Genomic DNA, 23,437 nt, shown 5'->3' with positions numbered 1-23,437 from the left:
AATGGGCTTGGGGTTGTTGGTCAGCCGAGGTTGAGCTCGGTCATGGCGCGCTGCACCCAGTTGCGGCGCTCTTCGGCTTCGGCCTGGTCCTTGTCGGTCTCGAACGCCGAACCGACGCTGTGGGAGAGGTCCAGCAGCTTGACGTGCTGGCCGATTGCCTGCAGCACGTCGCGCACCACCTTCCCGGCGTCCACGCTGTTGCCGTTGGACAGCTCGATCACCTGGCGGCCCTCCAACAGCGGCCGAGCCAGATCCGTGACCGCTGGCGGGATGCCGCACTCGGCGGCGAAACGGTCGCGCTCGGCCTGGTAGTTCCGGGTGTCCAGCTCCCGCTGCAGGTTGCTGAGCTGCGTCTCCATCTCAGCGACGCGGGCGTTGGCTAGCTCCACGGCCGGAGACTCGTTGGACGCGGCGATCTCGGCGCCTTCGGCGGGCTGCTTCTCGTCGACGTCGGCCACAGGCTCCTCGACAGGCTCGCCCCGATCCTGCTCAACCTCGGTGCCATCGTCGGCGAGGACTTCCGCGGCCAGCGCGTTCAGCTCGTCCTCGGTGAGCTCCGGCATCGCGTCGGCGGGCTCGCCCTGGCCGGCCTCTCCGGTGTCCTGCGGCTGCTCGTCCTCCAGCAGCGACAGCAGCTTCCGCAACTGCTCGGTCTCGGCTTCGGTGAATGGCGACGCCATTTCAACCCCTTCCTGCTCGCCCTGGGAGGCGAACGTTTCGGCTGTGAGGTCCAGGACGTCGCCCTCGACCTCTGCTGACAGGTTCACGGCCTCCCACGGCTTCAGATCGGAGACCTTCGGATCCCACGTGATCAACGCGTGCTGCATGGCAGCGTCATAGCGCTTCCCGTCGGCCCGCTCGATGTTCTCGAAGATCCGCGCCGAGATACCGATGTTGGGATAGTTGGCCAGCAACTTCGCGGCTTCCTCATCAGCGCGAACGATCAGGTCGAGGCCGTTGTCGGTGATCTCAAGGTCCACCACCTCGCCGGTCGTGGCGAGAGGGTGCATCGTGTGCCCGTTGTCCTTGTCGGCGAACACCAGCGGCACACCCGGATACGCCTTGTCCCGGAACGCCTGCTCCATCGCGGTGAACATCTCCCGCGTGAAGTTGATGACCCGCTCGGCGCCGAACTTGTCCTTGTAGTTGATCGACCCGTAGGGCAGGACCTGCTTGCGGAACAGGCGAGATCCGAGCCTCTTGGCCTCGCCGAGGTCGATCGGCGACAGAATCTGAGTCGTCATGCCGCTGCCTGCACCTTCCTGATCTGGTGGATGATCCGCGCCAACTCCACTGCGTTGCCCGGCCGCGACGACAACGACGTCCGCCGCACCAACCGATCGTTGACCATGTCCTGCAGCGCCTTGACGTGCGCATCCATCGGGCTCATACCCGAGTCGAGACGACGCTGGTACGCGGCGTAATAGAACTTCTTATCCGCCTCGCTCGCGTCGGCAAGCGCCGTCTTGCGGACGTCGTCGAGCTTCGTCTCACCCGCGCGCCGCTCCCGCTCGACCTTGACCAGATCACTGATCGTCCGGCCACCCCGCACATATTCCTTCGACGCGCGCAGATGCCCGTGACTGCGATCCACCTGGTTGAGCTCATCCGCGGTCAAGTTCTTAAACGGCCGGCCACCCACGGTGGTTTGGGCTGTTTCGACCTTGTTCCGCAGCTTCTGTGCCTGCGCTTCAGCAGCCTTGCGGGCCTTTGGTGTCGACGCTTCCACCTGCGCACGACGCCCGGCCAACCAGTTCTGCTGATACTCCCGTGAAGACATTTCCTTGTGCACGTGGCCGTGCTTGTCGAGGTAGATGGCGTGGGCCTCGCCGGGCTGGCGCTGGTCGGGGATGACCCATTTACCGCCGTGCGGCGCGTCGGACCACACCGTGCCAGTCCGGTCACCCGCGAACGTGACCTTTCCACCCGGTTCGCCCGGCTTCGGAGTGAACTCGCCGGTACCGGGCTTCGGCGCCTTGCTGGGCTGCGGGCCACGCTTCGATGGCTTCGGCGGCGCCTTGATCTTGGCGGCCTTGTCCAGGATCGCTTGCCGCTTCTCCCGCAGTGCGGGGTGCGCGTCGTCGGGAAGCGCCGGGAAGTCGAACAGCGTGCTCTTGACCTGGTGGGTTTCACGGTTAGGGCGAGCGGGTTTGGTCACCTTCGCTGCCGCAACAGGCTTCCGCGACGGCGACGCGGGTCGTTTGGCCGTCGGGACGGTGGACTTTTTCATCGCTGCGGCAGGCTTCGGTTCAGGTTTCAGCGGTGCCTCGCTGTGCCCGTAGGAGCCGTGCACCACGGACTTGCCGTGCTTGCCGTGCAGCTCGGCCGCGCGCTTTTGCAGCGGCTTCGGCAGATCCGGGCCCTTGCCCCTGGTGGAGCCGCGCGCCATCTTCGCTTTGATCGCCGCCGCGTACGGCGTCAACGGCACCCAATTGTGTTTCCACTGGTGCAGTGCCGCGAGGTCGATCACCCCAGCCTGGGACGCCGACAACAGCAGGTCGCGGCCACCATCAGGCCCAGATAACAGCACGTCGACCGCGCTGGCGTCGTTGGCGTGGTCGCTGCGCTTGTTCGGGGTCGCCTTCGCCTTGGCTTTCGCTGCTTCCCACTGCGCCCACGCCTTAGCCGCCGCCGCACGTACCTCGGGCGAGACGTCGTCGCCGCCGTTTTTCCACCGCTCGACCGCGCCGAGCGCCAGCCTGATCGCCTGCGACTTCGGCAGGCCACGCTTGCGCATCAGGCTGTGGGCGATGTTCTCCACGTACGGTGGCAGGCTCAGCGACTTGTCATGGAACAGGCCGGGACCGCCAGGCTTGCCGAGCTTGTGGTGGACGGTGGCCAGCATCGGCGTCTTCTCAGGCACGTTGTCCTCCCTTGTCAGCGCGGCAGGTTGGGGAGTTGGCCGCCGCCGACCAGATGTCTTGTGCGATAGGCCCTGACCGGGACACAGCGGCACGCCGGGTGCACAGCCCCTGGAAGCCCTATTCGCGGCGGGCGTTCAACGATGAAGTTTTTGCCATGTGCCGCCCGACAGTCCGGGTCTGTTCGGTCGTCGAGCGTGGCATGCCAGCCGACGACGGTGCCGACCTTCCCGCCTGGAGTGGCGGGCTGCCGTACGCCTTCACGCTCGGCGGTCGAGTCAACGAGAGAGGCAGCCCGCTCCCGCTTCGCAGACGCCTCGACGTGCTGCTGCCAATACCGGCGCTCAGCCTGCAATGCCTTGACCACTGCCTCTTTCGATCGGTTTGTGCCGATCTGGCGGGTGATCCTGCGGGCCGCAGCCAGCAAAAACTGGGCTCTGCGTTGGATGTTGAGCCGCTGCATCTGTCTCCCCGCAGCGCCGGTTGGCGTGGCGGGGGGCTGCCTCTGTTGTAGGACCAAGCGGGCTGCGACCGTGGCCGCGGTGCGGGACACCTTCGGCTCGCCGCGTTGTTTCGGCGGGCGCATGAGCAGCGCCACGATCGCGGCCAGCGGCGGGACTGTTGCAGCGGATGCCAACAGCACGGCCAGGCCGGCGACGATCGCAGCGTCTTCCAGCGCCTGCCCGTCGGGTGGCTGCTGCTCGGTGGTTGGTGCGGTCATCACGCCGCCTTGTGCGTCACCATCGCCGCAGCGCCCTGCACAGCGTTACCCAACCGCGCCACTGGTTCCGGTGTCCCCGGCGGCGCCTGGCGAGGCTGATTCAGCCCCTGGGCCTGCTGCTGCTTGAGCTGCTCATCCCGCTGAGCCGCGAACTTATCCAGCGCATCCACCACGGTCTGCTCGTTCAAACCGAGGTAGGACGCAGTGGACTTGACGAGTTGGTCAACAAACTCACCTGGGACGTTGAGCTGCGGCGCGGCGATGATGGACTGCAGCATCTCCAACGCGCGGTCCGTGTCCTTGTTCGCCAGCGGACCGATGCTCAACGTCGGCATGTCGGCCCTGTTGATCAGCCCGAAGTTGTACGTCACCAGCGGCTTGATCAGCCCGTTGTTGACCGCCTGCGCCATCTCATCGGCCACAGCCTGCCGGGACGACAAGAAAAATTCGGACTGGTCGACGCTGAGCGCGTAGCTGCCCCGACCGCGCGCCGCCGCCGACGCCAGCTCGGTGAACCCAGCAAGGACGCTCGTGGGCATCATCTCGTCGAAGTAGCGGATCGCCGCGATGAACTGGTCCGCGCCCTTCCCGCTGGACTCCAGGATCTCGAAGACCTTCGCGGTCGGGTCACCAGACCGAGACATGCCCATCACACCGCCCGACTTCATCTCCGCAATGACCTCGGCGTTCTTGTCAGCCTCGGTGGGATCGTTGCCGTAGGCGATGACGTTGGGCAGGGCCTGCCTCTCCAAGTACTGGCACCAGAGGAACAGGATCTTCTGCTGGGTTTCCCAACACCAGAAGGCCACGTCCATGTCCGACACCCCGTACAGCGGCTCCCGGTGGGTGCCGTGGGTGTAGACGAACGCCCGGTTCGCGGGGATCCGCACGTAGCCCGGGGTCGTGTTCAGGCCCTCGGCGGTGACCACCATCCCGCCGGGGTGCGCCATGCGCTGCCGGAACCCCGTGGGGCGGCCGGTCTTGTCGTCAAACGCGGCTTCGCAGGACACCGGCGGGCGCCACGCGATCTCATCGAGCACCACCCGGCCGCCGTCGAGCGACCACACCAGCTCGAAGAACTGTTTCTTGTAGGTGCAGCCGGCCGTCATCTGGTCGATCACCGCGTTGAGCTTGTCGCCGAGCACGGTGCGCACGAAGTCGGCGACCTCGCCGCTGCCCTTGATCTCCCACTTCGCGCTGCGCAACGGCAGCGTCAGCACCTGCTCGACACTGCGCGCCTTGCCCGACCGGGCCAACATCTCCTTGAGCTGCCGGTTGTCCCAGTCGTAGGCGAAGACGTCCCCGCCTCGCCAATCCGGGAACAACCTGTCGTACTGGTCGAACGGGTTGGCCAGCGGCGGACCCGCGAGCCGCTTCCGCTCCTGCTCGGTGAGCCGCACACCGTTTGTCGCTGCCATGCTCACCTCCTGGTTGTCGTCACCACGTCACGGCGTTGGCGTAGCGCCGCACCCTTGGTTTCTTGACGCGGCCTTCCTCGTCGGTATCCCACGTCTGTTCTTGCCACATGGCCATCGCTACAGAGTCGGACGCGTCCGTGGATCGACCGAGACGCCGTTTCAAGTCGTCTTTCGACTCGACCACCAGCACCCCACCAGCCCGGATGTCCCACCGAGGCGCGGTGAGTTCGGCGGTGAGCTCGTCGTCTGGGGGCAGCGCGAGCGTCGACCCTTGCGCCGGGTCCAACAACTCTCTGAGATGCCAATATGAGGCGCTCCGAACGTTGTTGAACTTCCACGAGCCCGTTGAATCGCGAACTCGTGTGCCATGCGCGGCGTTGTAGGCGCGCACCGGGATCTGCAGTGATCGCAGTTGGTCGACTACGCCCGCGCCGATACCGATCACGTCCACCACCGCGACCGCTTGCGGCTGGTTGTGCATCGCTGCCTGCACCAGGCTCGTGGTTTGGGTGGTGGCGATCTTGGCGTGCCGCTCCAACTTGGTGATCACATCGCCGTACCGCCACGCCAGCACCGTTTTGTCGTCGCCGAAGCGCGCCACGTCCACCCCGAGCACCAGGCGGCCCGGCTGTGGCGGTCGGCCGGCCTCGTCCCACTCGTTCCAACGCCGGTTTGCGGCCATCACCCACGACAGTGGGATCATCGAGTCGTCGGAGTCTGCGAACTCTCCCAGAACTTTCGCTTTGAACAGCGGGGAGCCTTCGCCCCACCGCTGCTTTTTGTCGTCGATCCACTGCTTCGATACGAGGGTGTCCTTCAGTACCTGTGGCACTTGCTCGCCGGTGACCGCTGGGGCGTCGTAGGCGCTGATCTTGTGTCGGACCCAGCCGGGTTCGGACGTGCACACCTTGTAGAAGTGCGAACCATTGTCATCAGGATTGCCGATAGCGAGGACGTGTGAGTCCGCGCTGGTAGCGAGCGAGTCAGCGGCGACCCACAGGTGCTTGCTAACCCCGCACGCCTCGTCAAGAACCACCAGTAGATGCTTGGCGTGGATACCCGAGAAGTTCGATTCGGTGTAGTCGGAAGGCTTGCGGCCGTAGGCAACAAGCTGGTCGTTGATCTTCCACTCCGCAGCCTGCGTCACCCTGCCCTCAAGCCCGGCTTTCGCGTGCACCTGCGAGATGTAGCGCCACAGAATCGCCCGAACCTGCGCCGCCGTCGGTGCGGTCGTGACAACGAACGTGTCTTCCGGCGGGTTCACCGAAAGAAACCACGCGACCAACCGCGAGGCTAAGTGCGACTTCCCGGTCGAGTGCGCGGACTGGACCGTGACCAGCGGGTTTTCAGCAACCGACCGCATCACCTGAGCTTGCTTGGACCAGACGTGCTCGCCGAGCCGTTCCTGTACCCAGGCGACCGGGTCCGCACGCCACCTATCCTGCTGTCCTCGACGTTCGAGGCGTTCCGCCAGGGCCGACGCGAAGTCCACCACCTGCCGCCTCCTATGCGATGAGGCGCAGGTGGTGCGCCAACCTCCCAAACGCCTGCTGCTGCTGGTCGTCCGACATTCCGAGGTCTTCCAGGGTGGCGAGCAGGGCTTTCTCAACCAGCGACGTTTGCCGTTCGGCGAGCCGCACCTGCCGTTCGGCGAGGCCGGCCTGGATCGCCAGGTGGGAGAACTTCGCGGCCCGGTCGCGTTCCTGCGCTTCGAGCTGCGCCAGGCCGCGCACGTATTCGCCGACCTTGCGGGTGTTGCCTTCCTGGTCCACGACCAGCGTGTCGCCGACGAGCGCGGCTTCCAGGCCCTGCTCGTCGACCAGTCGCTGGACTGCGGCGGCGTAGCGGTCGGCACGTGCTGCGGCTTGGGACAGCAGGCGTAGCAGGGTTTCGCCAGGATCGACGGTCTCGGCGTCGAGTCCCCAGGACTCGAGTTCGGCGCGTACCGCGGCGCGCCGGCGGACTTGGGGGGCGTTGCCGCCGTGTGAGGGGCAGACGGTGGCGCCTTTGACGGCCCATCGGCCGCAGGGTTCGCCGTCTGTTTTCTTGCCGATGCACTTGCGGCTGCTCATGTCCACCTCCCTGTGGTTGGGCCGACGTGGGTTTTGCTGGCCACGACTGGGGTCTGCCAGCTCTCCGACGCAAGGCACAGCCTCGATGCGTACAGCTGCGACGGAGCAAGAACGAGAGAAGCCCCCGCGCCACTAAAGGCTGCTGGGGGCTTCTTCTCTGGGGGTTGATCAGACCTACTGATCGCGATTTAACACAAAGCTACTGTCGAGATCGTCTAAGCGCAAGTAGCGGTGTGATCACAACCGCCAGACGGGCGTAGTCCTCAGCGGCCAGGCGGATGGTCAGCTACTCGGCGACGGTGAGGTGCTCGGCCGGGATGCACGGGGTGAGGTACTCCACCGGGGTCGTCCCCAACTTGGGGCCGAGGTTGACCACGTACGCCGACGGCGGGCCCGGTTCGACCTGGTCCCGGGCCTCGGTCAACATCCACGCTGGGTTTTCCAGGCGGCCGCTACGGCCGGCGTACTCGCCGCCGACGACCCGGACCGGGGTGCGGGGAGCCCACGCGCCGCGCTCGGCACGCAGTGCCCGGTCGGCAGCGCTGGCGGCCCACATCAAGTACACCTCGACCGCCGGGCGCGGGACGCAACGGCCTCCGATCGAGTACCGCGGCGGGTACTCCGCGGCATCCTCGGGCGGGGGCTGGCGCAGCTCGTCGACCGGCCACGACCGCGTCAGCCACGCCCACATCACCGCCACCGGATCCTGCGAGGCGAGGGCGCGCACGCCCAGGTGCTGCCCGGCCCGGTCGAGCTCGGCCTCGACCAGCTCCCGGAACCGGCTTTCGCGGAATAGCGGCACGATCAGCCGATCGACCCCCAGCTGCTCCACCGCCAGATCCTCGCGCAGGGCCAGGGCGTACGCGGCGACCGCGAGCAGACCGGCGATTGCCTGGTGATCCCAGCTCCTGGGCGGCTGCCCGTCTCCTGCAGCCAGTTCCTCGCCCCAGGCCACCGCCTGATTCCACGCGCCGGTGTCGGTTTCCACGCCGCGCAGCCTAACCAGCGTGATCAGTAAGCGCCGGGCTCGCCTGGCTGGACCAGCACCTCGCGGTCGGGATGCTGGTCCAGCCAGCACCGGCGAATCCGCAGCGCCCGCAGCGTGTGCATGAGCGTGCCCGCTTCGCGCAGGTCCCGGTCGCGGGCACACGCATCCAGCGCGGCATGGGCCCGTGACCGTAGTTCAGCCCACTCGCCGCCGGACGGGTCGGCGAGCAGCCGGTCGAACTCCATGACGACCTCCTGCGGGAGGGTGCCCCAGTCTTCCGCCGGCCGGGTCGCCACGGCATGGCACGCGTACATCGTGCTCGGCGGGCGCATGACAGGCGGGCTCGGCGGCCGGATCCCGGCCACCGCCCGCGCAGAGGCGTCATCGGCGAGCAACGCGGCCGCCTGACCAAGATGCTCGCCGATGCGCACCACCGACTGCAGCTTGTCGAGCCGGGCGGCGACTTCCAACGGCAGCGGGTCGCGGCTCGTGATGCGCCGGATCGTCTCGACCAGTGCCAGGGCGCACAACAGGACCAGCTCAGTCGACAGTGGCCGGACCGGCAGCTCGTAGCTCTCGACCGAGATCCGGCGGGCGGATCGAATGTCGTCCTCGAGCTGCAGGTCTTGCTCGCCCTGGATGACCAGCACCAACGCGACATCCGCCGCCGCGGTGAGCGCCGGCGCCTCGTTCACCAGCGCGACGTCATCCCACCACTCGGCGATCTGCTCGTTCTCGTCGTTGAACTCGGTCTGCATGCGGGTCACCGTAGCCCCGCCTGGGCTGCGGCCAGATCGACTTGCTCAAGACGAGCCGCACCTCGACCGGCGAACTGGGCGGATGCGGGGGCGCTTTCGTCAGGCAGCTGCGATCAGACGCCGTTTGGTGGCCAGGATCGCCATCACGTCGCCGACCCGGTACAGCGGCCGGCCACGGTGATCGTGGTCGGCAACGTCGAGCTTCCCCGTGCTGTACCAGGTGCGGATCGTGCTCGATGCGACCTCGACGCCCAGCGACGCCAGCAGATCCGAGAGCTGCACGCTGTTCGCCATGCGGTCCTCGACCTGCGCCAGCATCCAGTCGCGCCGCTCGTACAGGTCCCAGCGGGTTCCGCAGGACCGGCAGCGGACGATCGACTGGCCCTCGACGCCGTACAGGTCCGCCGCGCACACGATGCCTCCGCCGTCGGAGAGCTCGGCGCCGCATGGCGCGAGGTAGATGCGGTCGGGGCGGCGGTCGACGATCTGCACGCACCGAGCCACAGCTTCTGTGATCTCGCTGTAGAGGTCGAACGCGGCCGGGTGCCGCCGGCACCACGAGTCGTGTCGTAGCAGCCAGCCCGCGATGCGCGCGGTGGTGTCGCAGCGCTCGATCGGGCCGATGCCGTAGTCCTCCCAGAGGCACCGCATCCAGGCGGCGAGGACGTCGCGTAAGTGGTCGCCGCGCTGCGAAGCTTCGAGGTTGACGGGGACCGGGGTTTCAGCGGCGCGCGTGACGATGCCGATGCTGAGCCCCGTTTTCGCTTGGCGGGTGACCGTGGTGCGCAGCTCGGGTGCCAGCCAGGCGACCGAGCGCAGCGCGGTTTCGAGCCGGTTCCAGCAGTCGGTGCACAGTGGCTGGGCTGACTGCCGTCCGCATCCAACAACGCAGGGTGGTTTCACTGCGACCTCCGTAGATCGGTTGACCTGCGGCGGACGCTAACAACGAGGCCTGAATCGACCGGCTGTGTCGCGTACGGATGTCCTTGCCCCCTTGATCGGTAGGCGTTGCCGCTGCGTCATAGGGTTGCTACGGATGTACGTCCGTACGTTTGTAGCAACCGTTGCTACAAACGTACGGACGTAGCAACGCGACACAGGAGAGTGCATGGCATATAAAGTCGCCGTCTGCCAGAACAAGGGCGGAGTCGGCAAAACTAACGAGGTGATCAACCTCGCGGTGGGCCTGGTTGTGGAGCATGACCTGCGCGTACGGGTCGTTGACCTCGACCCTCAGTCGGATGCATCGGCAGCGCTGGGTTTCGAGGTTGATGGTCCCGAGGATGACGCGATCACAGTGCTGGAGGTGATCGAGCGTGCGTGGCGGCAACACCGCCTGGTCACGGGCACGGCCGCCGACGCGATCCAGCAGTGCCGGTGGGATGTGCCGTGGCGGGACAAGCTCACGTTCATCCCGTCGCGCTTCGACCTGGAAGACGCGCATGTCGTCATGCCCAACCGCGACGCTTTCCTGCGGCTGCGGGCGGGCATGGAGGGCACCGACGACGACGTGGATGTGCTGATCTACGACTGCCCGCCCAGCCTGGGCATCCTGCCGCAGATGGCGTGGGCCGACAGCGACGACGTGCTGCTCGTGACCCAACCCTCGTTCCGAAGCTACCGGGGCCTGTTCCGTACGCACGCCCAGCTGCTCTACGTGCGGGAGCAGCTGCTCGTGCCGGATCTGGACTACGTCGGGCTGATCATCAACGGTCACCGGTCCGGCACCCAGAACCACAAGTACTGGGAGCGGCGGATTGTCGAGGAGTTCGCGAGCGGGCAGAACGAGGGCAAGCATTGGGGCACTGTGCCGCTTCGGGCCCGGCTTGCCCGCCTGGACGACGAGCTGCTGCCAGTCGCTCTCATGCCGGAGACCGATGCCAAAGAACGTGAGCTGAAAGCCGAGTTGACGGGGTTCTACCGGCCGGCTGTTGATCGTTTGCACAAGTTCGCTACCACCACTGTTACCGAGGAGGTCTGATCGTGGCTGAAGGCGGTTACCCGAGCGGAGCTGGAGCGTTGCCTGGGGCGCGGCGCCGGCGTGGCCCGTTGCCCGGTGCTGGCGGTGGAGCTGAGGATGGTGGCACCCCGCCTATCGGGTCAAGCTCGTTTGATCCGGCTCCTGATCCCGGCGGCCTCAATGTCACTGAACGGCCGCAGGTTCCGGGATCGAAGATGTGGGGGCTGCGGGTCTCGGAGGATCACTACAACACCGGCAACATGATCGTGAACGTGCTGGCTACGAAGTTCCGGCTGGACAAGCGGCAGGTGGGTGAGTTGCTCGTGCAGTACCTCGTGCGGGAGCGGTTCGATCTGTTCGACTACGTGCAGCGCACGGTTGGTGAGCCTGCGGTTGATTTGGACTTCTTCATGCGTAAGGAAGACTGAGGCGGTCACGTCCGTACAGAGAAGGCCCCCACCTGAGGTGGGGGCCTTCTCTCGTCTCTACCACCAACCACAGTGCAAGAGATGCGCTCAGTGTATCCGGTCAGAGTGCGCGGTAGAGGGTGGATCGTCCGATGCCGAGGTGCCGGGCGATGGCACGGCCGTCACCCGGCACACCACGTAGCAGTAATCAGTGCTCGGCTGGATTAGCCATTAGCCCATTGATCGGCCCGTGTGTCGAAGCGGGCCCCGAGTGCGTAGAGCGTGTCGGTGACGGCTCGCGCGACGGCGTCGTTTTTGACGTCAGCCGCTAGCGCCGCAGCGCCGTGTTCACGGCAGATGGTCGCAACGGCACGGAGTTCGGACGCCACCGTCGTCCTGGTTTCAGCTGACGCTGTAGCAGGAGGTGGGGCTTGGTGATGGGTGAGATGCCTCGGCTTCGTCATGGTGCCTAGTTTCGCGCGCCGCAGATGGGGCACACAGGTTGAGCGGGTATGGACCCGCATCCGTTGCAGCCGGGCTGGCGAGGCTTGGTCATAATCGGACCTCCACTGAGGTGGATGGCCGCCGGGCTGGGGAACTTGGTTGTGAGGGACCTCAATCCCTTGGTCCGGCGGCTTTTTGTGTGTCGCCCGGAGAGCCGGTTGCCCTTCGGACGGCCCACCGTGGCCAGTTCACGCTTGACCAGCGGTTGACGAACCCCACTATGCCTAGTCACTTGCCTAGTAGTCAATAGACTAGTTGTCAGGTGACTAGAATGGCGGAATGCAACACCTGCTGGGACAAGCGGAAATCGGCGCACTTCTGGGCGTCAGCCGCCAGCGCGTCTACCAGCTGACCTGCCAGGACGATTTCCCCGCGCCGGAGGTGACGCTGGCAATGGGCTCGGTATGGCGCACCGAAGACGTACGCCGCTGGGCTCGCGCGCACGGCAGAACCCTGCCCGGCGACGAACCATCCCCCTAGAACGGCAGGTCAACGAGCGGCATGTTCCACGGGTCGTCCCGCTCGGTGTCCGCCTGGTCCTCGTCGACGTCGCGCGGCTCAGCTTGGGTCCGGCATGGCTTGCAGGGGACGAGCGAGCTGTCTGCGAGGGTTCGCCAGCCGTCGCCTTGGCAGCCAGACGCGCCACAACCGCCGCGTCCTGCTCCGGGGAGATCACCCTCGGAACCGGCGTTTCGTCGGTCTCCGGGCGAATGAGAGGCGTTTCCGGCCCTACCGGCGGCCGGGAGATCAACTGGCCCCGACGCCTTCTCTCCCTGGTCCTCAGCCTTCGGTGATGCGGGGGACGGGTCGACCCGCGAGCCGTCGAAGCCGCTGTGGTCCTCGGCGAGTGCCGCGCTGGTGTCCTTTTCGGATGATCCAGAAAATTCCTGCGCGGTGGGGTTGACTTCGTGATCGACTTCTGGGATTACGTGCGCGCGCGGGGGTAGTGACTTACCTCGAAAAACCGGCCCTGTAGGTGATCCGTTAGGCAGTTGACCAGGGGTTTCTGTTACCTCGGGGGTTCCGGCGAAGCCGGGTTCCCCGAGGTCGCCAACCGTAGGGCGGCAGTTCTTTGGTCCTTGACTGGTGTTGTCCCCGTGGTCTTGTCCCCCTTCTTTTATCTTGACCTCCCGCAATCCGACCCCCCGGAGAGCCGACCCCCCGGTTTTCGGGAGGTCGGTGCGACCTGGGCTTTGTGGATAACTCGGAGTGTTTTGGTCGGTTTCGGCCGAGTGTTGGTCGAGGGTGCCGTCCGGGGTGATCCGCTCGCCCTCGCCGCGCCACGAGTCGATGACCGCAGCGCGGATCGTTCGGGCGGCGGTGATCACTTGCCCGGACGTGTCGCGGCGGACCTTGCCTTGCTCGTCCTTCACTGGGACCTGGACGATGCCGCCGCGTGGATACCTGGACGCGATCTCGACCAGGTCCTGTTCTGTGTGGGGGTAGTGCGAACGCCAGATAGCGGTCTCCCACTTGCCGGTTTCAGCGACCTGCCAGCGGACATCCACGCGGTAGCGGAACTGAAACAGCTGCTTGCGTGCCTTTGATGCCTCGGCCTTGGTGATGCCCGGTTTCTTCTTCCGCAGGCTGTCCAGCGAGGGCACATAGCCGTCGGAGTAGGACATCAGGATGGTTTGGTAGCCGATCGCGGCCAGCGAGGGAAGATCATCGCGGGCTGCGCGCGAAACCTGGGAGTAGTTGTTCTCGGGGTGAAGGGTGTGGATGGTGGGCACGTGGTGTTCCTCTCCACCACGGCCGGTCGATAGCGCACGGCAGGTGTCCTGTCGTACGCTTTCGGCTAGCGCGTGGGGCTTCTTACTTGGCCGTTGGGAGTACTGCGTTTCAGCTGATGGCCCTCGGTGTTGGCGCACCGGGGGCCGAGCTGTGTTTAGGGAGTCTTTCGCATCTGCGTCGCCCCTTCGGTGTTCTCATCCTTCGGCGTGTCGGTCGCCCCTGCGAGCTGGTCAGTGGCTCAGCTGAGGGTTCCTGAGGCCCCTCGGAGCATCGAGCCACCGAGGGGCCTGCTTTTGTCAGCTGCGTTCGAGGTCGTAATCCCATCCCGCCTCGACGTCGGGAGGGATGCACCACTCGCCGTAGACGACGATCGTGTCGTCAGCGGTAGTCCACACGTGTGCTCCGGCAAGGATCGGCGTGCCGACCGGGATCTGAAGCGCATTGGCTTCGCGCTGGTCGGCGGCGCGTCCTCGTACGGCGTCGCGACCATGCACAACGGTTTGCCCAAGTGCGGTTTCGATCTGGGTGAGCAGTGCGCCGCCCGTAGTGGACCGGGTGGACAGCAAATCGGTGACCATCGCGGCGTAGCGGGTGGGGTACCAGTCGACGTGCAAGGCCATGACCTTGCCGGCCTTCGAGATGGTGTATTCCCTGCGTACGACCTGGTCTTTCGGGTCCTGGTCGTAAATCTCCGCGACGTGGCCTGCCTCGTAGTGGGTGGGTGTGACGATCTGTGCGGAGATCACGTCCTGCATTTCCCGTTCGGCGCCGGTGGTTCCGGTGCGGATAGCGCGCCGTATCCGGTCCTGGGGGGAATCGACGCCGGTCGGGCGGTCGGCGACGAACGAGCCTCGTTGCGTGGTGAGGGTGTATCCGGCGATGCGGAGTTCGGAGAGGACGGATCGAGCGGCGTAGACGCTGATCTCGTGCTCGTCAGCGAGCTGCCGCACGGGAGGAAGTGGATCTCCCGGTTTGAGCTCTCCATCCCTGATTCGCTGTCGGTAGAACTCGGCGACGTCATGTCTGGCTGCCATGTGTCGATACTCCCCGTAAGTGGTCGTCTCAAGCAAGGGCTTGTGCCGACACATACTCTCGTGCCATCCTTGTGCGGCACAAGCTAGCCGCGTGTCGACACGAGGAGGCGGGGCGCGTGAGTGCAGCGATCTTCAACGAGCCGCCGTATTTCAGCAGGGCTGACCTGCTGTGGCTCAAGAACAAGAGAATCGCGCCGTCCGACTCGGGCAACGGCGCAAGTGAACCTGCGCGGGCCGTCGGCCAGCACGGAAGAGCAACGGAGGACGAATGAGCAACGGCGGCGGTGGAGGCAAGAAACGGGGCCCGGTCAAGTGGACCTTGATCATCGTCCTGGCGATCGTTGCGGCGATCACGTTCGGAGCAGCCATGCCCGGTCTTCGTCAAGGCGCGAACGACCTCGGGCTGGGCATCGGCGCTACCGCGCAGGGCGCAGGCGGCCTGTTCAAGGACATCGGAACCAGCATCGGAGGGCAAGCGCAATGAAGGCACTGGTAACGCTCGTGATCGCAGGCATCGTGATCTTCGCGCTGATCAAGACCTACGGTCAGCCCGTCGGCGGCGCGCTGATCAGCGCGGGCGACAAGCTCTCCGGCACCACGCAGTCCGCGCCGCAGATACCGGGAGGTGATCAGCGATGACGCAGACATGGCGGCGCACGGTGACCGCGATCGCGGCACTGCTGCTCCTGTTCGGGACGCTGGCGTTCGCCTTCGGCATGTCCTACGGCCTGCTGTCCTACGGCCGGGAGGCGCGTGGCACGTCGACCGTGGTTCTCGCGCCGGGCAGCGGCCAGCAGCGACCGGCCGCCGAGATCTACTGACCGACCGTCCACAGCAGACGAAACGGCCCGGCACCAATCCAACTGGTGCCGGGCCTTTTGTTTCGCGGAGTCCACAAAACCCCGCAGAAAGGATGCCACACCAGCCATGACCAGCGCAAAAGCGGTCCTGTCCCTGTTCAAAGCACCGGCACCGGCGCCGATGCCCCCAGCGCTAGCCGAAGCCGAAGCCAAAATCCGGCTCGACAACGCGGCCGCTGAACGCGAGTACCAGTCCCGGCTCCGCCACCTGGAACTCCAGAAATGCCAGAACAAACTAGACGACGAGCGGGAAAAGAAGCAGCGCAAGCGCAACCGTAAGCAGAGGCGCAAGGACGCCGTGAAGCGGTTTTGGGCCGAGCTTCCCGCTCGCATGGTCACCGTGCCGGTGATCCTCGCGGCCGTGACCGCCTGGACGGGCCAGTACGGCTACGCCACCGGCAAGGTGGAAAACGGCGGGCTGGGCTGGGACTCAGTCACTGGCGCTGCGCTGGCGACCGCGCTGGAGTGCCTGGGGCTGTCCCTCGGCGCGCTCGCCCGCAAAGCCCGCCAGGCCGGAGACAGCGCCCTAGTAGAGCGAACGCTGATGTGGTCCATCGTGGGCACCGCAGCCGCCATGAACGGCATCCACTCCGGCAAGCCAGTGCTGGCCGTGATGTCAATCGCGGGCGTGGCCGGTTGGGAGGCGTTCGAGCGGCGCCGTTACCGCGACTCGATCGACCTCGATCGACCGGAACGCCGGCCGAGGTTCGGCATCGCCCGATGGCTGCGCTACTTCCTGTGGACGTTCCGGGCGTGGTCGATCTCGGTGCGCGATCGACTCGGACCGAGGCAGGCACAGGTGGCGCTCGATCGAGCTGCGGTCGAGCGAGCGCAGCGGAAGCTGGAGTACCGCTGGCGGCCGTGGAAGCGCCGCTCGATCCGCAGCAAGGTGCAGGAGTCGATCGAGCAGCAGCGCGCCGCCGACGTCGATCGAGCGAACTCGATCCTGGCCAAGGCCGAGGAGGTCACTCTGGCCGCCGGGCTGCTGTTCGGTCCGGCACCGCTGCGTGAGGCAGCCGATCGAGTCGGGCAACCGGCGGACTCGATCGAGTCGATCGAGCGGCGGACTCGATCGACTCGGGCAGCTCGATCGACCGGCACCAGCGGTCGGTCGATCGACTCGATCGAGCAGCAGCCCAAGTGGTGGAAGTGGTCCCGTCGATCGACTCGATCGACCGCCCCAGAGTCGATCGAGCCCGGCAACTCGATCGAGTCCAGCAGGTCGATCGACGCCAGCTCGATCGGGTCGATCGACTCGATTGATCGGGACTCGATCGAGTCGATCGAAGCCGAGTCGATCGAGTCGCGACCTGGGTCGATCGAGCTGAACAACTCGATCGAGTCGGCCTCTCCGATCGACTCGATCGACCACGGTTCGATCGAGTCGATCGAGTCGATCGAGTCGGTTGAGTCGATCGAGCAGCCGCAGCCCAAGCAGCAGGGCCAGTGGTTCGGTCGATCGAGTCGATCGACCACCTCGGTCTCGATCGACTCGATCGACTCGATCGAACCGGAGTCGATCGAACAGCGGCCCGAGTCGATCGAGCCGACTGGAGAGGCCGAGTCGATCGACTCCATTCCGAACGCTGGGGACTCGATCGACCGCGACTCGATCGAGTCGAAGACGTCGCGGCCGAAGTCGATCGATCGACCGGCTGCGGTCCGCAGTGAGCAGGCGGCCCCGACTCGATCGGCGAGCACCGCCCGTGGCAAGTCGATCGAGGACCTGATCGGCGAGACCGAGGCACTGATCAAGCGGAATGCCTGGGACCCGGCGGACCTGAAGGTGGAGCCGCTGCGGCAGGCGCTGAAGTGCAGCCCCGATCGGGCCCGCCAGGTCCGCGACGCCTTCAAGGCCCGAACCATGACCGCAGTTGCAGCATGAAACGGGCAACGGGCGACCCGGTACCAGCGGGTCGCCCGTTTTCCCCTTCGGCATCAGCGATGCATCACTCGATCACTCCCGAGAGGACACCAGCAGCATGACAGACCAGCAGCAGCCGCCCGCCGTTGTCGAGGACCAGGCGGACGCGGAGGCCACCACGATCACCGCAGATCAGGACCGATCCGGCGCCACCGTCGACGACGACCAGGCGGACACTGAGGCCGCCGTTTCGTCACTGAGCCGAGCCAAGATCACCGCAGGTCAGGTCCTCGCCAGCGCGAGCCCGTACGTCATGCGCGCCCGCGTCGAGGCCGGCCATGTCGCGCAGGGCTGGCGCTCCCTGAACGACACCGACCAGGACACAGAGGACAGCAGCCGGACCCGCGAGATCGTCACCGGCTCCTACGTGGTCGGCAACGCGCTCACGTTCTCCGACCTGTTTTACGGCCTGGGCGACCCGATCCCGCAGCTGCCGGGACTGCTGGGCTGGATCACCACCGCCACCATCGCCGCCGACCTGGCCGGGCTGGCCTGGCTGCGCTACCTCGGCACACAGGCCGCCGACGACCAGGCGGACGGGCCGAGGATCAGCACCAACGCAGCCGAGAACACCGAGCTGGTCACGATAGCTCTGCGAGACGCCGAGATCATCGGTGCGACCAAGCACGCCACCCTGGACGGCGGGATCGTCGAGCACGACGACCGATGGACCGCCGAAGTCCTGCTCCCCAAGGGGAAACGGACCCGCACGGTCGCCGACAAGCGCGAGGCCCTGGCCAGCGCGCTGGACGTCGCGCCGCAGCAGATCGCAATCAGTCCGCGCCCAGTGCCGCGCCGGTTCGGGCTGACCGTGTACCGGGAGGTCCCGTTCACCGGCCGCCCGGACCGCCACCCGCTGATCACCGCAGGTCAAGCCGCGAACGTCGGCCGTGACGGACTCGACATCGGCACCGACATCGACGGCCGCCGCGTGATCGTCGACCTCGCGGCGGGCCGTCACGTCCTGGTCGTCGCGAAATCCGGCAACGGCAAAAGCGTCGGGTGGCTGCGCAGCATCGCCGCCACCCTCGGATGCGACCCCAGCACAACCTTCGACATCATCGACGGCAAAGGCGCGGGCGCGCTCGCAGCCTGGGAAAACGTGGCCAGGCACTACGTGTCACGCGGCACAATGTCCACCAAAGAGGACTTCCTGGATTGCGTCGGCGCCGTGTTCTCTGACGCCGTCAGCGAGATATACCGGCGTAGCGCCATCCTCGAAGACGTTCGGGCTGGACGCCAGGACGCCGGCGACATGCCCGCCGATCACGTCATCATCGTTGATGAGTTCCAGGTCATCACTGGATCATCCAATGGGGAGGGACAAGGCATCGACGGCCCGTACTACCCGATCCGCCAAGCCCTGGTCGATGTCGCCCGCCTCGGCCGGGAGGTTGGTGTCCGCCTGGTGCTGGCCAGCCAGCACTTCGACGGCCGCGCCCTCGATGACGACGTGGCCGATCAGTTCGGCGTCCGCATCATCGGCTATGTCGACGCCGAGATGTCCAAGCGCGCCAGTGGGGAGCAGCGGCTGGACACTTCGACCATGCTGATCGACGTCGACCAGGCCGGGACGGCGGCCGTCATTGCCCCCGGCATTCGCGGCCATGTCCTCACCCGATCCCCCTTCGTCAACGATGCCGACGCCACCACCCTCGGCCGTCGCGCGGCCGAGCTGCGGCGCCAAGGCAGCAGCACCAGCACCGCGGCGGGCGACGCTGCCATAACCGAAGCCGACGACGAGGTAGCTGCCGACGCCGACGACGCGGCGGACGCCGAGAGTGCCGATCCTCGCGCGCAGCTGATCGCCGCACTCGGCCGGTGGATCGAGTCCCGCCCGGACGCCGGCGGCACCGTGCGCACCAGCGTTCTGCACGGTGAGCTGGACGGCCCCGTCGCCGAGTGGTCGTCGCGCCGGTTCGGCGACGAGCTCGCCGCACTCGACGTCCCGAAAATCGACGGTCGGTACCCCACGCGGGACATCGGCGCGATCCGTGCAGCGGTCCGCCGAGCACGCCTGCGGGCCGTGTAACTGTCGCGCCGGACTGTCGCGCGAGTGTCGCGGAAAGGTCGCCGAGGATCACCCTCGGCGACCTTTCTATTTCGACTGTCGCACGACGTCTGACCTGCACGGATTCTCGCGGCCGCGACACTCGCAACCCCCTCCCCCAACGTCCCGCAGAACGCGCGAAACGGCCCCCCTCCCGAGGTTGGGAGGGGGGCCGTCGTCTCTGTCTCCAGGCCGCACTAAAGCCGTCCGCCGTAGACCTCGACAGCGGACTGGGTGATCCCGACGCACTCGGCGGCGCTGCTGGCATGTTCGAGCAGCATGCCGAGCGCGCCCAGGGCTTCGCTGGCCTCTGGCGCTTCAGCCCCGGCGAGCACGCCGCCCAATCGCTCAAACATGCCGTGGGCGCGGTCGTACAGCTCGGCGAGCAATCCGCGCAGGTCGTTGCAGTCACCGGATGCCTGGCCCAGGCATCCGCGGATCTCGTCGATCCCCATTGCTTCTCCTCCGATGGTGGTGGTGGCCGGCTGGCCAGTGTCTTGTTGCGTGGCGGTGGTGCGGGTGCGGGACTGGTGCATGACATCGCGGACCTGGTCGCGGTCCAGCCGCCCGTTGACCAGCACCGCGCGCGCCACACTGGTGATCTGTCCCCAGTGGTCGGTGATCACGCTGTCGGCGAGGCTGCGGGCATCCCGCAGCACCTGCCGCATCGGCAGGCGCCCGTCCACGGCGGTTTCCAGGGACAAGATGTCGCCGTTGCCGCCGGCGGCGACTTCCAGTCGGTTGGGGTGGGTGTCCTGGCCCCGCGCCGCCAGCCAGCGCTGATTGGCCTGCATGCCCGCGACGCACATCGCGGCGTAGTCGGCGAGTTTGGACGCCCGGAGGCTCTCAAAGTCGAACTCGACAGCCCCGGCAGCCGGAACGGTGTGACCTGCGGCAACGGAATCGTGCTTCTCGACGGTGAGAGACTCGACGACCATCCCGAGGTGCTCGCCGACGACGGCATGCGCCGCCTCGTGCACCGCGGCGAACTCCCTGCGATCCGGCTCCGGCAGGAACGACAGCGGTTTGGCCAGCGTCAGGTCCGACGTCCCCAGCTGCTGGCACGTCGCATTGATGATCTCGGCACACCTGTTGCACTGGCTGAAATCCCGCTCGATCAGCGGCAGGAACCGCTGTCCCCACCCGTCCTTGACGATGTCGACCTGGCAGTCATTGCAGATCACGTCGACGAGTCGCACCTGCGTGGACATCAGTCCTCGTCCTCCTCGGCGTCGAGGAGGCGCCGGCGGTGCCGAGAGATGCGGTAGTTGACGCTCCCGTGGGTCACGCCCAGGGCCGCGGCCATCTCCCGGCGGCTGAGGCGGCCGTCGAGGTCGGCGAGCAGCTGGTCAAGCAGCTGTTCGGTCGCGGCTTCGGCGTGGCCGAGCTGCCGCACTGCCTCGGCCGTGTTCTCGTCGTGGCGGGCCCGCAAGTAGGCGGCCAGTTGGTTGGCCACGATCGCGAACTCCAGCCCGTCGCGTTCTGGGTCGTACTCCAGACGCTTCATCGTCAGCAGTTCCCTCCACATAGGCCCGTCGGTTTGTCCGGGACTGTTCAGTCGTTGCTGGTCATTGCCTCGTAGCAGCAGCAGCAGACCTTGTCGCCGTTGAGGCTGCGGGTCGGGTAGCTAGAGCCGCATGCGGCACAGGTGTTGTCCGGCTGGTTTACGGGAAGCTGGATGCGGGACATGGTGGTGCTCCTTTTCGTTGTCCTGTTGGATAATTTTTTATCCGCTGACAACACCGACTATGCCCGCAGTGTGGATAAATTTCTATCCAACGTTCGGGTGAACAGACGCTTCATCGCCGATGCGCTCGGCGATCTCCACCCAGCAACACGAGACGGGCCCCGCACCGAAGTTGGTGCGGGGCCCGCTTTCACGGCCAGCGCCGGCGTCCGGTCACGAGATCACCAACCCGCCAGGTGCCTGATCTCGCGCGCCGTCAGCGGCAAATCACCCTGACGGCAGTGGATCATTACGGCACACTCGCCTAGTGCCGATGATCAACGTGGGCAAGTTGCCCGACTTCCTGTTCCCCGCTATCCCGCACCGCGCTGGGCGGATCGCCGCGACCCTGGTCGCCGCGGCCGCCGTGGCCACCGTATGGGCTCCGGCCGCGATCACCGACTGGCCGCTGGCCAGCGTGCCGGGCGCCACCGTCAGCACCGCGCTCGGCCTCGGCGTGCTGGCCGTCGCGCGCGTGCTGCTGCTGCGGGCATGGCGGCATGCCGCGCAGCACCCAGACGACGACGCCTCTGTCGTCCTCGGCACGGGGGTCGCCGCCCTCGTGGGCCTACCTGGAGCCGCAGCTCTGCTGGGCGGCGGGCCACTGAACCCCTACTCCCAGCTGTCACAACTGACCTGGGTCATGGTGATCTTGTGGGGAGCGCACGAGGGCGTCTACTGCTACCGCGAGTACCACCGGGCGGAGGCGTCCTCGGATGAAAGCGCAACCTCTTCGGATCAAAAGTCGTGAGAGTTGACGCAATCGCTGTTAACGCCCGCTTCACGTTCACGGCCAGCGGTTCAAGCCCCGCTCTGGTCCTGATCAAGCACGCTCTTGTGGTCGGCAACAACGTTGATCACAGAGGCCCAGGTCTCCGTCAGAGCGCACACATCGGCCTCCAACATCTCCTGTGTGATGTCGCTGAGCGCCGCGGTGTCCGACCAGGCCGAGACGAAACGCTCATGCACGTCCGCCGCGGCGTCCATCGCCGCGACCAGATCGACCAGAAACGGATCTGTCGACCCGGAACGCAACTGGACAGCGTCACGCAGGTGCTCGGCGAGCTCCGCGGCGCGGCGAACCGCCAAAGGCAGCAACGCCAGGCTGTCATCCGGCGAGGCTGTGGCTAACAGCGCGCATAGCGGATCTCCTGACGTGCCGATGTGGTCAGCTGAGGTGGTCACCGCGCGACCGTAACGGGGTGCCGGGAAGGATCGTGTCCTCGGGTGCCCGGCGGGCGATCTCGCCTGTCTGGGACGGATCGATCACCATGCCGCGTGATCGTGGTGATGGCCGCTGAAGCGGCGCAGTTGCTGGCGGCCGGCCGTCCATGGCACGGCGTAGGTCGACGAGAGCGCGGTACAAGGCTTCGGGTTCGCGGGGCATGGTTCAGATCCTTGCCGTTCTGTGAGGGGGATGCTTGCAGACGCTTGCATTTGACTGCCGCAATTTCTTCAGTTGACACTAAAACCATTGCGTTCGCTGACAAATGACAGTGGCCCCAGGTGACCGGTCACCTGGGGCCACAAAGGACAGAAGTAGGAGAGGAGTAGCTACGGCACTGCTATGCCTGCTGCTTGCTGAACGACGCGATCTCCCGCAGCCTCCGCTTCTGCTGATCGATCTCGGACTTCAGATCATCGACAGGACTGTCGCCCCATGACCGATCCGACCAGTAGTAGGTGCCCACCTGCCAATCAGCAGAATCAAAGCCCATCTCCTGCGCCAGCCGTCGCCAGCCTGGCCCGTCGTGCACAGAGCCTGGCTGCCTCGCTTCAGTCCGGGCGATTTCGCAACCCACACTGTTGTCCCAGTCGGTCATGGCCTGAAGCGCCGCATCCTGCGCGTCCAGCAGCCGCATCACTGCGGAATCCCACGCGGTTGCCGACCTCAAGCCCGCATACGCCTCGCGCATCTCCTTCACCGCGGCAACAACCCTCGGCCACTCCTTGGCCCCACGCTGGAACAGCGGCTCCATATCGATGCGGTAGCGCGCCATGGCCCACAGGTCCCCGGCCGCCTGGAGCTCGTCGCGGCGCTGCTTCCACTCCTCATACACCGGTCCCTCGAAGACGCCGGGGTGGTGCGGCGCGACCGGCTCCGGCTCGCGGCCGGTGAACGGCTTGAACACGAATTTGTTCCGGTAGGTGCCTCGCTCAACACTGACGAAGTGCGGGTGGTGCGGGAAGTACTGGGCGGTGTCGGTGGCCTGCACGGCTTTCTCCTCTGGGTCGGCGGTTTTCAGGATGTTGGCGATGGTCTGCTTGGCCAGCCCGGACGCTTCGACGATCTCGCTCCAGGTGGCGCCCCTGCGGCGTGCCTCGCGGACCAGGGGATCGCGCCGGGAGACCCACCGGGCGTAGTTCCGGAGTTCGGAGAGGATCTCCTCTTTCATAGTCTAAATATAGACTGGTCTGGA

Annotated in this window: 27 protein-coding genes; 11 read left to right on the top strand and 16 right to left on the bottom strand. The window is 66.4% G+C overall.

Features of this window, described 5'->3' with window-relative positions:
• Positions 1–20: 20 nt before the first annotated feature.
• The 9 genes from DL519_RS44475 to DL519_RS44435 form a co-directional block, all read right to left on the bottom strand.
• A complete protein-coding gene (locus tag DL519_RS44475; protein WP_190824674.1) occupies positions 21–1,244 on the bottom strand; it encodes a hypothetical protein in 1,224 nt (407 codons plus the stop codon).
• Positions 1,241–2,863 (bottom strand): hypothetical protein, encoded by a 1,623-nt coding sequence (locus DL519_RS44470; RefSeq protein ID WP_190824673.1) that lies wholly within the window; start codon positions 2,861–2,863, stop codon positions 1,241–1,243. Before DL519_RS44470 ends, DL519_RS44475 begins: the two co-directional genes overlap by 4 nt.
• Before the next feature lie 14 nt (positions 2,864–2,877).
• Positions 2,878–3,582 (bottom strand): structural protein, encoded by a 705-nt coding sequence (locus DL519_RS44465; RefSeq protein WP_190824672.1) that lies wholly within the window; start codon positions 3,580–3,582, stop codon positions 2,878–2,880.
• Entirely contained in the window at positions 3,582–5,000 is a 1,419-nt protein-coding gene (locus DL519_RS44460) for a phage portal protein family protein (RefSeq protein WP_190824671.1), read from the bottom strand. The genes DL519_RS44465 and DL519_RS44460 overlap by 1 nt, the downstream gene beginning before the upstream one ends.
• Positions 5,001–5,019: 19 nt before the next feature.
• Entirely contained in the window at positions 5,020–6,495 is a 1,476-nt protein-coding gene (locus DL519_RS44455; RefSeq protein WP_190824670.1) for a hypothetical protein, read from the bottom strand.
• Positions 6,496–6,505: 10 nt separating this feature from the next.
• Positions 6,506–7,072, bottom strand: coding sequence for a hypothetical protein (locus DL519_RS44450; protein ID WP_190824669.1), 567 nt, complete (start codon positions 7,070–7,072; stop codon positions 6,506–6,508).
• A gap of 286 nt (positions 7,073–7,358) precedes the next feature.
• Positions 7,359–8,060, bottom strand: a complete 702-nt coding sequence (locus DL519_RS44445) for a hypothetical protein (protein ID WP_190824668.1) — start codon at positions 8,058–8,060, stop codon at positions 7,359–7,361.
• A 23-nt stretch (positions 8,061–8,083) separates the two neighbouring features.
• Complete coding sequence (locus DL519_RS44440) at positions 8,084–8,818, bottom strand: hypothetical protein (RefSeq protein WP_190824667.1); 735 nt, start codon at positions 8,816–8,818, stop codon at positions 8,084–8,086.
• Between the two features lie 99 nt (positions 8,819–8,917).
• Positions 8,918–9,721 carry a hypothetical protein gene (locus tag DL519_RS44435; RefSeq protein ID WP_190824666.1) on the bottom strand — a complete coding sequence of 268 codons (804 nt, stop codon included), beginning with the start codon at positions 9,719–9,721 and terminating at the stop codon, positions 8,918–8,920.
• A gap of 205 nt (positions 9,722–9,926) precedes the next feature.
• Here DL519_RS44435 and DL519_RS44430 point away from each other — a divergent pair, with 205 nt between their 5' ends.
• The 3 genes from DL519_RS44430 to DL519_RS44415 all read left to right on the top strand — a co-directional run bounded on the left by DL519_RS44430 (position 9,927) and on the right by DL519_RS44415 (position 12,169).
• Positions 9,927–10,799, top strand: coding sequence for a ParA family protein (locus DL519_RS44430; protein WP_190824665.1), 873 nt, complete (start codon positions 9,927–9,929; stop codon positions 10,797–10,799).
• Positions 10,800–10,993: 194 nt separating this feature from the next.
• Positions 10,994–11,206, top strand: a complete 213-nt coding sequence (locus DL519_RS44425; protein WP_190824664.1) for a hypothetical protein — start codon at positions 10,994–10,996, stop codon at positions 11,204–11,206.
• Between the two features lie 762 nt (positions 11,207–11,968).
• Entirely contained in the window at positions 11,969–12,169 is a 201-nt protein-coding gene (locus DL519_RS44415; RefSeq protein ID WP_190824663.1) for a helix-turn-helix transcriptional regulator, read from the top strand.
• Here DL519_RS44415 and DL519_RS44410 read toward each other — a convergent pair.
• Positions 12,166–13,422 carry a hypothetical protein gene (locus DL519_RS44410; RefSeq protein WP_190824662.1) on the bottom strand — a complete coding sequence of 419 codons (1,257 nt, stop codon included), beginning with the start codon at positions 13,420–13,422 and terminating at the stop codon, positions 12,166–12,168. The genes DL519_RS44415 and DL519_RS44410 overlap by 4 nt on opposite strands.
• Positions 13,423–13,719: 297 nt before the next feature.
• Positions 13,720–14,457: a GntR family transcriptional regulator gene (locus tag DL519_RS44405; RefSeq protein ID WP_190824758.1), complete on the bottom strand. Its 738-nt coding sequence runs from the start codon at positions 14,455–14,457 to the stop codon at positions 13,720–13,722.
• A 116-nt stretch (positions 14,458–14,573) separates the two neighbouring features.
• On the opposite strand from DL519_RS44405, the gene DL519_RS44400 reads away from it, so the two are divergent.
• From DL519_RS44400 to DL519_RS44375, 6 genes are all read left to right on the top strand, one after another.
• On the top strand, positions 14,574–14,729 hold the full coding sequence (locus tag DL519_RS44400; RefSeq protein WP_190824757.1) for a hypothetical protein: 156 nt from the start codon (positions 14,574–14,576) through the stop codon (positions 14,727–14,729).
• The gene (locus DL519_RS44395) at positions 14,726–14,941 is read left to right on the top strand and encodes a hypothetical protein (RefSeq protein ID WP_190824756.1); all 216 of its coding nucleotides are present in this window, start codon (positions 14,726–14,728) and stop codon (positions 14,939–14,941) included. Before DL519_RS44400 ends, DL519_RS44395 begins: the two co-directional genes overlap by 4 nt.
• On the top strand, positions 14,938–15,096 hold the full coding sequence (locus DL519_RS44390; RefSeq protein WP_190824755.1) for a hypothetical protein: 159 nt from the start codon (positions 14,938–14,940) through the stop codon (positions 15,094–15,096). The genes DL519_RS44395 and DL519_RS44390 overlap by 4 nt, the downstream gene beginning before the upstream one ends.
• Positions 15,093–15,278, top strand: a complete 186-nt coding sequence (locus DL519_RS44385) for a hypothetical protein (RefSeq protein WP_190824754.1) — start codon at positions 15,093–15,095, stop codon at positions 15,276–15,278. Before DL519_RS44390 ends, DL519_RS44385 begins: the two co-directional genes overlap by 4 nt.
• 106 nt (positions 15,279–15,384) lie before the next feature.
• Positions 15,385–17,202 carry a DUF2637 domain-containing protein gene (locus DL519_RS44380; protein WP_190824753.1) on the top strand — a complete coding sequence of 606 codons (1,818 nt, stop codon included), beginning with the start codon at positions 15,385–15,387 and terminating at the stop codon, positions 17,200–17,202.
• A gap of 97 nt (positions 17,203–17,299) precedes the next feature.
• Positions 17,300–19,273, top strand: coding sequence for an FtsK/SpoIIIE domain-containing protein (locus tag DL519_RS44375; protein WP_190824752.1), 1,974 nt, complete (start codon positions 17,300–17,302; stop codon positions 19,271–19,273).
• A gap of 215 nt (positions 19,274–19,488) precedes the next feature.
• On the opposite strand, the gene DL519_RS44370 is transcribed toward DL519_RS44375, so the two are convergent.
• Genes DL519_RS44370 through DL519_RS49320 form a run of 3 tightly spaced genes read right to left on the bottom strand, consistent with a single transcriptional unit; the run spans position 19,489 to position 20,980 of the window.
• Positions 19,489–20,502 carry a hypothetical protein gene (locus DL519_RS44370; protein WP_190824751.1) on the bottom strand — a complete coding sequence of 338 codons (1,014 nt, stop codon included), beginning with the start codon at positions 20,500–20,502 and terminating at the stop codon, positions 19,489–19,491.
• Entirely contained in the window at positions 20,502–20,798 is a 297-nt protein-coding gene (locus DL519_RS44365) for a winged helix-turn-helix transcriptional regulator (RefSeq protein ID WP_190824750.1), read from the bottom strand. Before DL519_RS44365 ends, DL519_RS44370 begins: the two co-directional genes overlap by 1 nt.
• A 47-nt stretch (positions 20,799–20,845) precedes the next feature.
• On the bottom strand, positions 20,846–20,980 hold the full coding sequence (locus DL519_RS49320; RefSeq protein ID WP_263399857.1) for a hypothetical protein: 135 nt from the start codon (positions 20,978–20,980) through the stop codon (positions 20,846–20,848).
• Between DL519_RS49320 and DL519_RS44360 the strand changes: the two genes are divergently transcribed.
• Together DL519_RS44360 and DL519_RS44355 are read left to right on the top strand one after the other, a co-directional pair.
• Positions 20,979–21,254 carry a hypothetical protein gene (locus tag DL519_RS44360; protein ID WP_190824749.1) on the top strand — a complete coding sequence of 92 codons (276 nt, stop codon included), beginning with the start codon at positions 20,979–20,981 and terminating at the stop codon, positions 21,252–21,254. The genes DL519_RS49320 and DL519_RS44360 overlap by 2 nt on opposite strands.
• Positions 21,255–21,300: 46 nt before the next feature.
• Complete coding sequence (locus DL519_RS44355; RefSeq protein ID WP_190824748.1) at positions 21,301–21,768, top strand: hypothetical protein; 468 nt, start codon at positions 21,301–21,303, stop codon at positions 21,766–21,768.
• A gap of 50 nt (positions 21,769–21,818) precedes the next feature.
• Here DL519_RS44355 and DL519_RS44350 read toward each other — a convergent pair whose 3' ends face one another.
• Positions 21,819–22,202 (bottom strand): hypothetical protein, encoded by a 384-nt coding sequence (locus DL519_RS44350; protein ID WP_190824747.1) that lies wholly within the window; start codon positions 22,200–22,202, stop codon positions 21,819–21,821.
• 380 nt (positions 22,203–22,582) lie between these two features.
• A complete protein-coding gene (locus DL519_RS44345; protein ID WP_190824746.1) occupies positions 22,583–23,413 on the bottom strand; it encodes a hypothetical protein in 831 nt (276 codons plus the stop codon).
• Between the last annotated feature and the right edge of the window lie 24 nt (positions 23,414–23,437).

Origin of the sequence: Saccharopolyspora pogona (assembly GCF_014697215.1) — a bacterium.
GTDB classification, from domain to species: domain Bacteria; phylum Actinomycetota; class Actinomycetes; order Mycobacteriales; family Pseudonocardiaceae; genus Saccharopolyspora; species Saccharopolyspora hattusasensis.
Note: the sequence above shows the minus strand (reverse complement) of the source record. Positions and strands in the feature narration are given on the sequence as shown.

Bases quoted from the DNA above. Each gene is read 5' to 3' on its own strand.
- DL519_RS44475 (WP_190824674.1), bottom strand. From the start codon at position 1,244: ATGACGACTCAGATTCTGTCGCCGATCGACCTCGGCGAGGCCAAGAGG.
- DL519_RS44465 (WP_190824672.1), bottom strand. From the start codon at position 3,582: ATGACCGCACCAACCACCGAGCAGCAGCCACCCGACGGGCAGGCGCTG.
- DL519_RS44460 (WP_190824671.1), bottom strand. From the start codon at position 5,000: ATGGCAGCGACAAACGGTGTGCGGCTCACCGAGCAGGAGCGGAAGCGG.
- DL519_RS44450 (WP_190824669.1), bottom strand. From the start codon at position 7,072: ATGAGCAGCCGCAAGTGCATCGGCAAGAAAACAGACGGCGAACCCTGC.
- DL519_RS44440 (WP_190824667.1), bottom strand. From the start codon at position 8,818: ATGCAGACCGAGTTCAACGACGAGAACGAGCAGATCGCCGAGTGGTGG.
- DL519_RS44430 (WP_190824665.1), top strand. From the start codon at position 9,927: ATGGCATATAAAGTCGCCGTCTGCCAGAACAAGGGCGGAGTCGGCAAA.
- DL519_RS44425 (WP_190824664.1), top strand. From the start codon at position 10,994: ATGTGGGGGCTGCGGGTCTCGGAGGATCACTACAACACCGGCAACATG.
- DL519_RS44415 (WP_190824663.1), top strand. From the start codon at position 11,969: ATGCAACACCTGCTGGGACAAGCGGAAATCGGCGCACTTCTGGGCGTC.
- DL519_RS44405 (WP_190824758.1), bottom strand. From the start codon at position 14,457: ATGGCAGCCAGACATGACGTCGCCGAGTTCTACCGACAGCGAATCAGG.
- DL519_RS44395 (WP_190824756.1), top strand. From the start codon at position 14,726: ATGAGCAACGGCGGCGGTGGAGGCAAGAAACGGGGCCCGGTCAAGTGG.
- DL519_RS44390 (WP_190824755.1), top strand. From the start codon at position 14,938: ATGAAGGCACTGGTAACGCTCGTGATCGCAGGCATCGTGATCTTCGCG.
- DL519_RS44385 (WP_190824754.1), top strand. From the start codon at position 15,093: ATGACGCAGACATGGCGGCGCACGGTGACCGCGATCGCGGCACTGCTG.
- DL519_RS44380 (WP_190824753.1), top strand. From the start codon at position 15,385: ATGACCAGCGCAAAAGCGGTCCTGTCCCTGTTCAAAGCACCGGCACCG.
- DL519_RS44375 (WP_190824752.1), top strand. From the start codon at position 17,300: ATGACAGACCAGCAGCAGCCGCCCGCCGTTGTCGAGGACCAGGCGGAC.
- DL519_RS44370 (WP_190824751.1), bottom strand. From the start codon at position 20,502: ATGTCCACGCAGGTGCGACTCGTCGACGTGATCTGCAATGACTGCCAG.
- DL519_RS44365 (WP_190824750.1), bottom strand. From the start codon at position 20,798: ATGAAGCGTCTGGAGTACGACCCAGAACGCGACGGGCTGGAGTTCGCG.
- DL519_RS44360 (WP_190824749.1), top strand. From the start codon at position 20,979: ATGGTGGTGCTCCTTTTCGTTGTCCTGTTGGATAATTTTTTATCCGCT.
- DL519_RS49320 (WP_263399857.1), bottom strand. From the start codon at position 20,980: ATGTCCCGCATCCAGCTTCCCGTAAACCAGCCGGACAACACCTGTGCC.
- DL519_RS44345 (WP_190824746.1), bottom strand. From the start codon at position 23,413: ATGAAAGAGGAGATCCTCTCCGAACTCCGGAACTACGCCCGGTGGGTC.